Below are 14,320 nucleotides of genomic sequence, written 5' to 3' on the forward strand. Positions count from 1 at the left end.
TTCACACCTCAATTTCCCTTTTTTTAGCGAGCTCAGCAGCGACATCGATAATCATATCCTCCTGGCCACCTACTACTTTTTGTTTACCTAATTCAATCAGTATATCGCGTGGATCAAGACCAAATTTCTTCCCCGCACGCTCTGCATGAAGCAGGAAGCTTGAATACACCCCTGCATACCCTAATGCTAAGCTCCCCTTTCGAATTTCCTGCGAGCCTGGCAAGAGAGGGCCTACAATATTTTCTGCGACATCCATCATTTTATATAAATCAATACTTACATCTATTCCCATGCGGTCTAGCACAGCTAATAGCACTTCTGTTTGCGTATTTCCTGCACCTGCTCCTAAACAGCGCACACTCCCGTCAATCCGTGTCGCTCCTTCCTCTATAGCAACGACCGTGTTCGCCACTGCCAAAGATAAATTGTTATGAGCGTGGAATCCTACTTCTATTTGCAACGATTGTCGTAAAGCGCGCACACGCTCACGCACCTCATGCGGCAGCAATGCGCCAGCAGAATCTGTTATATAAACCGCTTCAGCACCGTAGCTTTCCATTTTCTTCGCTTGCTCCACTAACTTTTCCACAGGTGCAGAATGAGCCATCATTAAAAAGCCTACTGTCTCCATCCCTAGCTCGCGTGCCTTGCTCATATGTTGTGCTGACACATCCGCTTCTGTTACATGTGTAGCCACACGCACTAAGCGAGCACCTAAATCATTTGCCTGCTTCAATTCGTGTACAGTACCAATGCCTGGTATTAACAGCACAGCAACTTTTGACTTGGTACATGCAGCAACAGCTGCTTCAATGAGCTTCATCTCATTAACGAGCGATTTGCCATACTGAAAAGTGGAGCCTCCAAGGCCATCTCCGTGACTTACTTCTATATAATGCATGCCTGCATCATCTAATCCTCTTACAACATCTCGTACTTGCTGCTCTGTAAATTGATGTGCCACGACATGACTGCCATCTCGGAGGCACACTTCTGTTAATCGAATGGGTTTATTAACTTGCAAATTCATGTATTCTGCCCCCTTTCTTAATGCGTCTCTAATGTCGTTCTTTCTAACATGGCCCGCGCAAAATCTTCCGCAACACGTGTTGCAGCAGCTGTCATAATATCTAAATTCCCTGCATACGGAGGGAAATAATCTCCAGCACCTTCTACTTCTATAAAGATTGTTACACGGTTGCCATCAAATAATGGCTCCTGTCTGAGACGATAGCCTGGCACATATGCCTTCACTTTCTCTACCATTGTATAAATAGAATCACGAATTGCCTCTTCTTTCATATTTTTCACTTCACAATAAATCGTGTCTCGCATAAGGATAGGTGGGTCTGCAGGGTTTAAAATAATGAGCGCTTTTCCAGTATTTGCTCCACCTACTTCTTCGATTCCACGGCGCGTCGTAATTGTAAACTCGTCAATATTTTCCCTCGTCCCTGGTCCTGCACTTAAGCTTGAAATAGTCGCCACAATTTCCCCATATAGTACATCTGCAACTTGGTTGACCGCATAGACGATCGGAATCGTCGCCTGGCCACCACACGTAATCATATTGACATTGTGTAAATCGAGTAAGTTTTCCGTAGTCCCCACTGCTGGACAAAAGAACGGTCCTCTTGCTGCTGGGGTTAAATCAATCGCTAAAATCCCTAGCTCCTTCAATACTTTCGCATGGCGTACGTGAGCTTTCGCTGATGTGGCGTCAAACACGATAGCCGCCAGGTTAGGATTGGTAATGATAGCTTCGATGCCATTTGAATATGTCGCATACCCTTTCTCTGCGGCACGCTTCAAACCTTCTGATTGTGAATCTATCCCAATCATCGCCACCACTTCAATCACTTCACTGCGCTCTAATTTATAAAGCAAATCAGTGCCTATGTTTCCTGTGCCCAGTATAGCTGCTTTGATTTTGCCCATATCCTTCTCTCCTTTCACATTATTCAAAGTGAACTGTTACTGATCCGATGCCTCCAAATTTCGCTTCAATCCTATCCCCAACATTTACTACAACTGCCGCAGATAAAGCGCCAGGTAAAATAAGCTCGCCTTTTTTAAGTGTAATGCCAAACTCATGTAATTTATTTGCCAACCAAGCAATAGCGTGTGCAGGGTGTCCCAGTGCAGCAGCCCCTGCCCCTGTCGCGAGTAGCTCTCCATTTTTGTAAAGTGCCATGCTTGCTGTCCGTAAATCAACTTCATTTACCTTCGCCTTTTCATGTCCGACGATGACCTTTGCAGACGAGCCATTATCAGCTACTGTATCAATTAATTTAATGCGCCACTCCTCTACTCTGCTATCAATTACTTCAATTGTCGGCACGATATAGTCAGTAGCCATCATGACATCGAGAAAGGTTACATTCGGTCCTACTAAATCCTCTCCAAGTACGAAACCAATTTCCGCCTCAATTTTTGGGGAAAGCATGCTAGACACTTTTATAATAGCTTCATTTCCAAACACCATATCATCTAATATATGACCATAATCTGGCTCGTCCACATGGAGCATTTTTTGCATAGCTACACTTGTTAAACCAACCTTTTTACCAACGACGTGTCGACCTTCATCCAGCTTCATTTTTACTGTTTCAAGCTGTATTTCATAAGCATCCTTTATGCTTAAACTTGCATCCGACTCTGTTAAAGGAACGATGCTTTGCATTGTTTTTTCAGCTGTTAGTAATTGTGTGGCATAATGCTTAATTTTCTCTGACACCACATTCACTCTCCTTAGTAAAACAAACAAAAGCGGTTGCTATACCAACTTTTGTTTGTTTATTCATTCCTTATTTTTTCACGGTAATTGTTTTTGTTTCACTATAGAACTCAAAGCTATGACGACCGCCTTCGCGCCCAATACCACTAGCTTTCGCTCCACCAAATGGAGTTCTTAAATCCCGCACATACCAGCAATTCACCCATAATAAGCCCGCATGAATTTGGGCTGTCACACGCTGTCCTCTCCGTAAATCATTCGTCCATACTACCCCTGCCAATCCATAAATAGAATCGTTCGCTATCTGAATAGCTTCTTCTTCTGTTTTAAATGGAATAATGACAGGGACAGGACCAAATATTTCCTCTTGAGCAACGCGCATATGATTATTGACATCGTACAAAACAGTCGGCTCATAGAAGTTCCCTTCAGGTAATGTAGCGACAGCCTTACCACCGTAAGCTAGTTTCGCCCCTTCAGCTAGACCAATTTTCACATACTCATCTACAAGCTTTAAATGCCCCTTCGAAACTAAAGCACCCATATCTGTTGTCATATCGAGGGGGTTTCCGACTTTAATTTGTTTCACAGCTGCCACGAATTTATCTAAAAATTGATCATAAATACTTTCCTGCACTAAAATTCGGGAGCCTGCTAAGCAAATTTCTCCTTGATTGCGATAAATGGCTTCGATTGACCCTGATACTGCTTCTTCTAAATCAGCATCTTCAAACACAATATTAGCTGATTTGCCACCAAGCTCTAACGAAACTGGGATTAAATTTTGAGCAGCATTACGCATAACCGTTTTTCCTGTATTTGATTCACCCACGAAGGAGATTCTCTTCACAGCAGGGTTTGTCGCCATTTCTGTTCCAACAATACCGCCTGGACCTGTCAAAATATTTAGCACCCCTGGAGGTAATCCCGCCTCATTCGCTATTTCTCCAAGCATGATGGCACTTAGCGGTGTATAAGAAGCAGGCTTGATGACAACGGTATTACCTACAGCAAGAGCAGCAGATGCCTTCCACGTCATTTGCATAAACGGCAAGTTCCACGGAATAATTAAGCTTGTCACACCGACTGGGGCATACTGCACATATGAGTAATGCTTGCTTTGATCATAATGCTCGTGCGTCATATATTTCGCCATCTCCGCGAAGAAACGGAAGTTAGCAGCCGCTCGAGGTATATCAAATTCTAGACTCTCCCGTATTGGCTTACCTACGTCTAACGTTTCGACATAGGCAAGTTTTTCAACATTCTTCATTATTAAATCAGCCATTTTGCATAAAATGCGGGAGCGTTCCTCAACAGGCATCTTGCTCCATACACCACTAGCAAATGTTTTATGTGCAACTTCTATTGCGCGCTTTGCATCTTCTTGTCCGCCATTTGCTACTGATGCTAATATTTCATTTGTAGCGGGATTAATCGTATCGAAAGTTTCACCTGATAAGGCTTCTACATAATGGCCACCAATGAATAGTTTGGCATCTTTTAAATATTTTCCTTCGATTACTTTTTCATTAATCAATGCCACTCCTCCTATTCTTCGATTTCAATAATCATCTCTATTTCGATTGCTGTATTATTAGGTAATTGAGCCATACCAACAGCAGAGCGCCCGTGCTTACCCTTCTCTCCGAAAACCTTCCCAATTAAATCTGAGGCTCCATTCATTACTTTAGGCTGCTCAATGAAATCCTCCGTGCAATTTACCATCCCTAATACTTTGACAAATTGCTTCACTTTACTTAATTCGCCTATTTCATGTTTCACTACACTGAGTAGGTTAAGCATCGATTGCTGTGCTGCTAAATAACCTTCTTCTGTCGTCAAATCTCTCCCTAGCTTACCGTGGTACTGATCCACACCCTGTCCTGCGGTAAATAAAAGATTGCCTGTCCTTACACAACCTACATAGTCTCCCCAAGCAGGACGTAAAGGTGGTAATTCAAGTCCTAACTGTGCAAGTCTTTCCTCTGGTGTCATGATTCGATCTCTTCCTTTATCTCGATATTTAAAAAGGCTAGGGCATTTCTTCCTAAAATATCCCTTCTTTGTTCTTCTGAAAGATGAAGTGTCTCATCCACTATCTTCCCTGGTGGGATTTCCCTTAATAAGAAGGGATAGTCTGAGCCCATCACAATTTTGTCTGCTCCAAATCGATCGATTAAATATTGAAGATTTAGCGGATCATAATTTAAAGAATCAAAATAGAAATTTTTCGCATAATAGCTCGGTGGTTTACTCGTTAAGCGTAGATGCGGCCATACTTTCCACCCTTGATCTAAGCGAGGTAAAATATAAGGAAAAGAGCCGCCACCGTGTGCAAAACACACTTTAAGTTTTGGGAATTTTTCGATAACTCCACCGTTAATAAGACTAGCAGCAGCAAGCGCAGTTTCACTTGGCATTCCTACCGTGTACATAAAATTATGACGTGGCATTCGGTCCTTCCCAAGCGTTTCCCACGGGTGAATAAATAAAGGAACTTGCCATTTCTCCGCCATTTCGAAAAATGCTGTAAAAGCTGGGTCGTCTAAATTTTTGCCGTTTATATTCGTCCCGATTTCGATGCCTTTAAGCCCTAGCTCATGTATGCAACGATCCATTTCACGAATAGCTACCTCTACATCTTGGAGTGGCACTGTGCCAAGACCGATAAATCGCTTCGGATATTGCTTCACCGTATTCGCAATAAAGTCGTTTTGAATACGAGCCATTTCCTCTGCCGCATGTGGCTCAGCCCAATAGGAAAACGTCACAGGAATCGGGGACAATACTTGTATATCCACCCCTTCAGCATCCATATCCTGTATGCGTTTTTCTGGGCTCCATACTTGGTCTGTCACTTCTCTAAACACTTTTCCTGCCACCATAATATTCGCACCACATGTACATGTTTTTTCTAATGTTGGCCAGCGCTCTCCGCCAAACTTCTCCACAAAGTTAGGAATATCCTCTGGAATAATATGCGTATGGAAATCTACTCGCATTGCCATAAACTCACTTCTTCAGACATTACATGACCGCAATTTTTACATGTGCGCAGCTCTAAACTACCATTGAATTCTTCAATTGCACCTTTCACTTGTGTTTCGATATCTGTTAATTGCACTGTTTTTTTGTGCATTTGTTGATCACAGTTTTCACAGAACCATACGAAGTCCTCTAGCTCTCCCTCTGCTCGCTTCCTTTCTACGACAAGTCCATATGTGTCAGCAATTCGATGAGGAGAGTGCGGCACATTGGCTGGTAGCATGAACACTTCCCCTTCTTTAATTGTAATCACTTCACGCTTTCCTTCATTAATTACCTCAACGAAGCAATCGCCTTTAATTTGATAAAAGAACTCATCAGATGGATCGACATGGAAATCACGACGGCGATTAGGTCCGCCCAAAATCATACAAATAAACTCCGAATCCTCCCATAGCACTTTATTGTTAACAGGTGGCTTTAAAGAATGCTTATTTTCTTCGATCCATTTTAATAGATTAAATGCTTGTAATGTTGCCATACGAAAACCACTCCTCTAAAATTTTATATTTATGTTTTTTTATGGATTTTAAAACCGTGCTGAAATGGCTTACCGACTGCATACCATGATTGCCTACAGCTAAATAATCCCGCTTCCTGAGCTCTCTGTAGTATCTTCTACAATAACCGAAGATTTCGTGTTCGCCTTCTTCCAGAAGAAGTAACAAACTGTAATAAAGATTAACCAAGGGAACCCTAGTGTTAATGTAGCTTTAAAGTCTGGTGAGAACCACGTTGATAGTACAACAGACGTTAACAGGACTGCTCCGAAAATTGTTAAGTACGGATAACCAATCATTCTTACTGGTAATTTGCGCCCGTTCGTTTCATTCCATTTTTTACGGAAGAACAGGTGTGTAATAAAAATCATAAACCAAGCAAACATCGCACCAAAGCTAGAAAGCGAAATCATCGTTGCAAAAGCTGCATCTGGTCTGACAACTGTAAAAATTGTCGCGATGGCGATACCGATAACAGAAGCAAATAATGCAACTGAAGGTACGTTTTTACTATTTAATTTACCTAATACTTTCGGGGCATAGCCACCTCTTGATAAAGAAAACATCATACGTGTAGAAATATATAATTGACTATTCATCGCAGAAAGCGCTGCTACAAGTACGACGAAATTCATAATAGCTGCTGCTCCTGGGATATTCATAATTTCCATTACTTTTACGAATGGACTCTTATCGATTCCTGCCATCCCCCAAGGCACGATCATCAGCATTAAAGAAAGAGTTAATAAGTAAAACAGTACAAGTCGAACAACGGCTGAACGAAGCGCGATCGGCACTGCTTTTTCCGGATCCTTTGCTTCACCAGCACTAACAGCAATCATTTCAATACTTAAATAACTGAACAACGATACAAATATAGCAATCCACATTCCCCATACCCCATTAGGGAAGAATCCACCGTCATTTGTATAATTTTGAGTACCAATAGCTGCGCTACTATCCGCGCCAACAATGACATATACCGCTAGAATAATAAATCCAACAATCGCAGCCACTTTAATGATTGAAAACCAATATTCAACAGCACCAAATAATTTGACCGTTGTTGCGTTGACATACATAAGCACTGCTGCAAACAAGACTATCCAAACGATGGCAGGCACGGTCGGAAACCAATACTTCATATAAACGGCTACAGCTGTAACCTCCGTCCCGATTGCACATACTAAACTAAACCAATACGAATAGCGTACCGTAAAGCCAGCCCACGGATTAATATACTTCTCAGCATAGGCACCAAACGACCCTGTCACTGGATGAGCTACAGTCATTTCTGCTAAGCAGCCCATAAGTAATAATGCAATTAATGCACCGATTGTATAGCTAATAATGACACTTGGCCCTGCCAAGCCAATTGCCAAGCCACTTCCTAAAAATAACCCGGTCCCGATTGCTCCACCAATGGCAATCATCGTCAACTGACGTGTCGTTAAGCTCTGACTTAATCCCTTTTCTCTTTCAACGATATCTTGCAAACGATTGTCTTGTGACATACATTTCCCCCCTTTGATATTGTCGTTTAAGATACTACATTTCTTTCCTTCCCGTACTTTTCATATTGCTTTTCTGTCACGATTGCCTTTAATATTTCGACGGTTTCCCACACCTCCTCGAATGATGTATAAAAGGCGATTGGTGCGAGACGAATAATATTAGGCGGTCTAAAGTCTGGAATGACACCCTTATCAATTAAAGCTTTGCAAATTCGAACCGCCTCATCATGCTCTAAGCAAACATGCCCCCCTCGTCTATCATCTTCATCTGGATTGCCAATTGAAAAGCCAAGCTCAGTTAGCTCTTGCTCGATTAAGTCCATCATATATCGTGTAAGCTTTAATGATTTTTGACGAATATTTTTGATACCAGCCTCCGCAAACATTTCTAATGAGCCGATTATAGGGGCTAAGCTCAGCACGTGCGGTGTACCCATTTGAAATGCCCCTACAGATTCTTCCACATCTAATGTATGTGCCATATCAAACTGTTTATCTTTTTTGGAGCTGTACCAGCCAGCTAAGCCAGGATGAATGCCGAAATGCTTTTTATTCACATACAAGCCAGCGACTGAACCAGGACCACCGTTGAGATACTTATAGTTACACCATATAGCAAAATCAACATTCCACTCACTGAAGTAATGCGGAATTGCCCCAATGGAATGACAAGCATCAAAGCCAATGCAAATGCCTCTTGCATGTGCTTCGGCAGTTAAGCGTTTTATATCTAGTAGCTGACCACTTCTGTAAAGGACAGTTGGCAGCAATATGAGCGCTATCTCATCTGTCATCGCCGCGATAATATCCTCTTCTAAAATTAGCTTGCCATCACGACTTTTCACACGTACTAAATGCTCATCTGGATCATAGCCTTTTAACTTTATTTGACTTTGTAGCGCATAAATATCTGATGGAAATGTTAATTCATCCGCTAAAATTTTTGTTCGTCGCCCTTCTGGTTTATAAAATGTTGCGACAGCTTGATGAATATTGGAAGTCGTAGAACCAGCAATAATGACTTCGTTTTTCTCAGCTCCGATTAGCGGTGCACACATTTCTCCGAGCTTCTCTGAAATGAAAAACCATGGATACTTACCAGTTGTCCACCCTTTAATCCCATATGCTTTCCACGATTCCATTAATTCACTGACATTTCTCTCTGCTCTTTTGGACATTAAGCCTAAGGAATTGCCATCCATGTAAATAACACCTGATTGTAAATAAAATTCATCGCGGTATGATCGAAATGAATCATTCGCATCATATTGTTTTGCTTGCTCATTTTTGTAAACGCTTTCTCTAATCCCCAAAATTCTCTCCCCCCGTTTTTTAAATTTTCTGAATATGTTCATAGTCTAAAATAAAGTTGACATGGTGTCAATATTATTTCTACCAAATTTTTCAACGTCATTTGTAAAAATATTTCAAATGGTCTATGATTAAATGAAATAAATCATTGGATTATCAAGTAATCGCACGCTTATTATAAATAAAACAAGTCATATCTTGGAGGTCATTTTATGAGTGGAGAAACGAAGCAAATCGACGGAAGAAATATGCGCTCTATCGCAACGAAACAAAAATTATTGGATGCCGCGCGTGACGTTTTCTATGAATGTGGCTTTAAAAAAACTACTATCTCTCAAATTATTAAGAGAGCAGAAACTGGTTATGGAACAGCTTATGTACACTTCAAAGGAAAAGATGAGATTTTAATCGCACTCATGGAAACGGTCATGCAGGAATTTCTTGATATGGCACACACACCTTTCCTCCCTACTAGCAAAGAAGAAGCAAAAGAGCTTGTCTTAAAACAAGTCACTGCTTTTTTAACGATGGCAAAATCCAATAAAGATATTATGAAAGTATTCGCAGAAGCGATTAGCCTTTCCCCTGCCGTGAATGAAAAGTGGGATGACATCCGAAAAACGAACATTCATTTTATTATCCGCGATATTACATATGCGCAAAGTCAAGGCTTAGTTCGATCAGATTTAAAAATCGATATCGTCGCACGCTCATGGTTTTTAATCAATGAAAACCACCAATGGGACCTCGTGCGTGATGATACGTCTGCCTCTATTGAGGATATCGCATGGACGATTACAACGATGTATATCGATGGGTTATACAAATAAAAAAACTAGATCAAGAACTGACCTAGTTATGTGAGACACATATAAAACACCTCATTAGGCTGCTTGCTTCCCAAATTATAGGGGAGTTAAGTAGCCTAATTTTTTTCTAATCGTTTCTCATTATATTCTCTCATATATTTCACGACACGTAATCTCGTCACTTCATTATCCCCACAATTCCCTCTGTGTGACCTACTAGCCTGGCACCAATTTCCGAGCTCTAATTATTGCGTATAGAAGGATTGGAAACTAAAACAAAACAAAGTCTAAATATTCAGAAAATAAAAGTTGACACCGTGTCATATATAATTGTAGTATTTATTTAGTTCCGGAACAACTAAAGTACAATTTTTCAGCTTCAAATTATTTGTCACCTATCCAATCTACATGTCTTTAGTAAAATGCTCTTACGCTTTAAAAAATTCATACATTTCTAGGGGGATTGCGTTGATGAAAAAATTTAAGTCACATCCTTTTCTGAGTCATTTAGCTTTTACCTCTCTTATGTTGGGCATTATTTTATTCGTGTCTTTAGGTACTGCCGCAGCGAACGATGAAGCTAAAAAAGAAGAAAAGCAGGAAGCACCGCGCACAGGTCTGAACAAAAATGCACCTGATGCACCACTGCCAACGAAAAAGGAAGGCACAACAAAGCTTTTACCAGGTGAACCAAAAGAGCCCGCGAAAGACAGTTGGGGCTATGATGCAAAGACAGGCATTTTCACTCACCCAGCCGCAACACCAGATAATGAAGGTCCACAACCATTTGAAGGGAGTTTGCCTTATCTAGATCAAAATCAATATACAAAAAATATGAATGTAGAAGCATTCTATCCATACGTTATTGGTTGGGGACATAGCTGGCAAGCTACTTTCGATCTAGACGGTCGTCGCTATTTATACGATCTTGAAACAGATATGTACAATGTATTCGATATTACAGATCCTAAAAACGCCAAGCGTATTGCCAATAAATTAATTGACACAGATAAGGGAGACAATCGCTTCGGTCCAATGACAGTAAAATACAATAAAAAGTTGGACAAAACAATTGCCGTTCAATGTTACGAAGTACCACGTTATGGTGTTCTATCGAATAAGTATGAATACCCTGAGCAAGTAAAGGCTATTAAAGAAAAAGAAATGCTGCGTGGATTCCGTATTTTTGAAGTGACAAGCCCATTATTTTCAGAATGGGAGCTGCTATCTGAAACACCTTTAGATGCGAAAGCAAATGCAAGTGACCTTGTACAAGAAGGCTCTGGCTGTCAAGACGTACCTGTCTATGATGGTGGAGATTATTTATTTGTTGCAGGTGCACCTGATGATTCCTTCAGCAATACAGAGTATAAAAGCTATTTATACTCAGGTGCACAAATGGCTTTTGATATTTCAGACCCATCTAATCCGAAACGTCTTTCAACTTGGTGGGTGCCAGGTCAACGTGTAGGTGAAGAAGAAGCCTATAACAAAAACCCCCGCGCTGGCAACAAAACAACATGGATGGGCGCTCGCATGCCGCTATTCATTCCGACACCTGTAGAAAAAGGTGGCAAATACGGCTATGCAGCAATGGGTGGCTTTGGGTTTTATATTGTCGACATATCCGATCCATCAAATATGAAAACGGTTTCACATATTGACATGCCTATGAGTGTTAGCGGTACTGAAGGGGATAATATTGACGTTTCCAAAGTCGAAAGCACAGGCATTGTTTACTATAGCGGCTATCCACTTAGCGAAGATTGCCATGAGCCTTATAAGGATATTTACGCAATCGATGTCAACGATCCGCTTAAGCCTAAAATCATTAGTACGTTAAAACGCCCGACACCACCAGAATCAGCACCTTTCACAGACTTTTGCCAACGTCGCGGCAGCTTTGGACCGAAGCGTAGTGGCTATGCAACTATTAATCCAGGTGTTCCGAGCGAACAATATATCCCTTATGCCTTCTACAATGCAGGTGTCCAAATTTTTGACGTAACTAACCCAACAGAATCAACAATCGAAGCATACTTTGTGCCGAAGATGTCTGGAGAAATTCCAAATGAAGATGGCACAACTACAACAAGCGATCATTCTAATCCAGTACACGGCATTTTCGTCGAATGGGACCGAAATTTAATTTGGGCATTTTCCAACCATGGCATGTACGCCCTATCTACACCTTTACTCGGTGACCCGATCATCGGTTTACCGAAGCCCGTAGAGGAGAAAAAATAAACGCTAAAAAGTAAAAAGCAAACTAAAAAACCGAACGACTATTGAAAAGTCGCTCGGTTTTTTTATGCTCGGAAGTGAATTGTTCCACATCCCTTCAAGTGAAAAGATTTAGCAAAACAAAGGCTGCCAGAGCGTTGGACACGTAAGACACGCAATTGGTCAGCGCATCAACAAGTAATACTAAACCTAATAGGCGCTTATCCATAGATTACATACACGTTTATTACTTTATTTGTCGAGGCTTCAAATCTAAAAATATAAAACTTCAAATATTTTATTGCTTTGCTGGAACGAATCCATTTTCCACTGCCTCTTCCTCAGTACAAAACATTTCTTCCGCTACAGTATTGTCATAATCACGTTGACCAGGCATGTGGTATATTTTATTTCCTTTCGCATTAATATTTCCTTTAATTACACAACTATTATTATTAGTATTCTTAGATTCGCCATTATTTGTTGCAGCATCATCTTTCTGATCTTTTGTTGCAACATAATAGGCTTCTTTATCATAACCGCGATTTGTTACATAGTCTTCCACTGACCAGATACCAAGGGCTGACTGTTGGGCGGTTTTTTGAATGGATTTAAACCAATCGACATGCTTCGTATTTGGAGCATATATATAAGCTACACGTGCTAAGCCATTTTTTAATAACTGTTCTTGAACACTAATACCATCTTTAGTATAAATATATGCTAGTAATCTTTTATATTTATCTCGATAGGACACATCGAATTCTAAGTAAACCGTATCTTGACCAGCTAATAATTGCTTTGTAAATTCTTTCGCCTCAGGTCCGTACGGTTGGACGCCTAATGTCTCATGATTCGTTTCAGGCGTATCCACAAGTAAAAAACGAACTTTTTCAGAGCTGCCATTATATTTAATTCTTATCGTATCGCCGTCAATGACACTTTCTAGCTCAAATTCTTCAAATTTACTGACATCATGCTTTTCAGCAGTGTCCTTTGTGACAGTGACAATTCCTTGTATATCTTCAGTTTTTATACTTTCTGTGCTAGATTCTTCTTCCGTACATCCACTAATAAGCAATGTTAAAAAGAACAATGCAAAAAATAACTTTTTCAAATTCAAATCCTACTTCCTTCTATTTTCCATAACAAAAATCCTCAGTTCGATACAAAACTGAAGATGTCAAAATTCATCTAAATATTAAATACAACACAACTGCAAATATAATCGTTCCGCTAGTAATTAACGTCTTAATATCTTTGTCACTCATTTTTAGTACCTCTCTTCTTACCTTCATTATATTTAATACTATTATCAATAAAGTCGGCGAATAGCACAATGATTTTGATTTGTTTTCTTCTGCTAAATTTGTTAAGAAAACTTACAGTAATACTCCATTGTTCGACTTTAGTCGACCAATCTACCCGCGGCTTTATGCTAGACAATCGTAAGCTATGCCTTAGCAAAAATCAACTTGCTATGCAAAAAAGACTGTAGATAAACTCGGTCATGTTCGAGTTTATTTACAGTCTAAGCCTGCTTATATTAATGGAGAAATCAATTGCATTGATGTGCCATTAAATATTAAATTTCATTATGTGGTTTTGGTTTTGGGCCAAGTTCTTCTGGCTCAATATCTGCAAATGTTTCGCCTTCCTCTTCTAAGTCACGCATACGGTGCGCAATACGTGAGGCTGCCGAAGCTGCAATACTGCCAACTAAATCATCTAAAAATGTATTAACATGCTGTCCTGGCTCTGTGTCGAGTTTTTTTATGATACCGATTTTTTGTTTATCTAAATGTCCAAATGTTGTTACAGCAATACTTCCATATGTAAACACAGACCCCAGCGCAATTGTTTCATCTACTCCGAATAATCCTTCATCAGATTCGATAATTTGTTGAAGAGGTGATGATAATAGCCCTTTTTCAGCTAGCTCATCTAGCTCTATTCCAACTAATAGTGCATGCTGGACTTCACGTTTACGCAATACACGTTCAACCGAATGAATACAATGCTCTAATGTTAAACCTACATTGTAGGATTTTTGCATCTCATAAACAATTTCAGCAATGTCCTCTAATTTTACACCACGACGAATTAGTGCAGCTTGAGCCGCTTTCGCCACTTCTTCTGAATGTACGCGAATACTTTTATCGTGCATAACTAACCCTC

General features: G+C 40.4%; 13 protein-coding genes. 2 read left to right on the forward strand and 11 right to left on the reverse strand.

Features of this window, described 5'->3' with window-relative positions; translation table 11 throughout:
• Window position 1 precedes the first annotated feature (1 nt).
• The 9 genes from dmpG to kynU all read right to left on the reverse strand — a co-directional run bounded on the left by dmpG (window position 2) and on the right by kynU (window position 9,106).
• Window positions 2-1,030, reverse strand: a complete 1,029-nt coding sequence (gene dmpG, locus JNUCC52_RS09910) for a 4-hydroxy-2-oxovalerate aldolase (protein ID WP_139860645.1) — start codon at window positions 1,028-1,030, stop codon at window positions 2-4.
• A gap of 17 nt (window positions 1,031-1,047) precedes the next feature.
• A complete protein-coding gene (locus JNUCC52_RS09915) occupies window positions 1,048-1,938 on the reverse strand; it encodes an acetaldehyde dehydrogenase (acetylating) (RefSeq protein ID WP_337982003.1) in 891 nt (296 codons plus the stop codon).
• 19 nt (window positions 1,939-1,957) lie between these two features.
• Window positions 1,958-2,683: a 2-keto-4-pentenoate hydratase gene (locus JNUCC52_RS09920; RefSeq protein WP_337982210.1), complete on the reverse strand. Its 726-nt coding sequence runs from the start codon at window positions 2,681-2,683 to the stop codon at window positions 1,958-1,960.
• A 124-nt stretch (window positions 2,684-2,807) separates the two neighbouring features.
• Window positions 2,808-4,277 (reverse strand): aldehyde dehydrogenase, encoded by a 1,470-nt coding sequence (locus JNUCC52_RS09925; RefSeq protein WP_443136913.1) that lies wholly within the window; start codon window positions 4,275-4,277, stop codon window positions 2,808-2,810.
• Between the two features lie 11 nt (window positions 4,278-4,288).
• A complete protein-coding gene (locus JNUCC52_RS09930; RefSeq protein ID WP_139859705.1) occupies window positions 4,289-4,735 on the reverse strand; it encodes a RidA family protein in 447 nt (148 codons plus the stop codon).
• Complete coding sequence (locus tag JNUCC52_RS09935; RefSeq protein WP_337982004.1) at window positions 4,732-5,748, reverse strand: amidohydrolase family protein; 1,017 nt, start codon at window positions 5,746-5,748, stop codon at window positions 4,732-4,734. Before JNUCC52_RS09935 ends, JNUCC52_RS09930 begins: the two co-directional genes overlap by 4 nt.
• Window positions 5,733-6,266, reverse strand: a complete 534-nt coding sequence (locus JNUCC52_RS09940; protein ID WP_139859707.1) for a 3-hydroxyanthranilate 3,4-dioxygenase — start codon at window positions 6,264-6,266, stop codon at window positions 5,733-5,735. Before JNUCC52_RS09940 ends, JNUCC52_RS09935 begins: the two co-directional genes overlap by 16 nt.
• Window positions 6,267-6,365: 99 nt before the next feature.
• The gene (locus JNUCC52_RS09945; RefSeq protein ID WP_139859709.1) at window positions 6,366-7,799 is read right to left on the reverse strand and encodes an amino acid permease; all 1,434 of its coding nucleotides are present in this window, start codon (window positions 7,797-7,799) and stop codon (window positions 6,366-6,368) included.
• Between the two features lie 26 nt (window positions 7,800-7,825).
• On the reverse strand, window positions 7,826-9,106 hold the full coding sequence (kynU, locus tag JNUCC52_RS09950) for a kynureninase (protein WP_337982212.1): 1,281 nt from the start codon (window positions 9,104-9,106) through the stop codon (window positions 7,826-7,828).
• Window positions 9,107-9,322: 216 nt separating this feature from the next.
• Between kynU and JNUCC52_RS09955 the strand changes: the two genes are divergently transcribed.
• Window positions 9,323-9,940 (forward strand): TetR/AcrR family transcriptional regulator, encoded by a 618-nt coding sequence (locus JNUCC52_RS09955; RefSeq protein ID WP_173478063.1) that lies wholly within the window; start codon window positions 9,323-9,325, stop codon window positions 9,938-9,940.
• A 450-nt stretch (window positions 9,941-10,390) separates the two neighbouring features.
• Window positions 10,391-12,166 (forward strand): LVIVD repeat-containing protein, encoded by a 1,776-nt coding sequence (locus JNUCC52_RS09960; RefSeq protein WP_337982005.1) that lies wholly within the window; start codon window positions 10,391-10,393, stop codon window positions 12,164-12,166.
• Window positions 12,167-12,440: 274 nt separating this feature from the next.
• On the opposite strand, the gene JNUCC52_RS09965 is transcribed toward JNUCC52_RS09960, so the two are convergent.
• Both JNUCC52_RS09965 and JNUCC52_RS09970 read right to left on the reverse strand, forming a co-directional pair.
• Window positions 12,441-13,259 (reverse strand): thermonuclease family protein, encoded by an 819-nt coding sequence (locus tag JNUCC52_RS09965; RefSeq protein WP_337982006.1) that lies wholly within the window; start codon window positions 13,257-13,259, stop codon window positions 12,441-12,443.
• 468 nt (window positions 13,260-13,727) lie between these two features.
• Entirely contained in the window at window positions 13,728-14,309 is a 582-nt protein-coding gene (locus tag JNUCC52_RS09970; RefSeq protein ID WP_139860170.1) for a phosphatidylglycerophosphatase A family protein, read from the reverse strand.
• Between the last annotated feature and the right edge of the window lie 11 nt (window positions 14,310-14,320).

The organism is Lysinibacillus sp. JNUCC-52 (assembly GCF_015999545.1).
Taxonomy (GTDB): Bacteria; Bacillota; Bacilli; order Bacillales_A; family Planococcaceae; genus Lysinibacillus.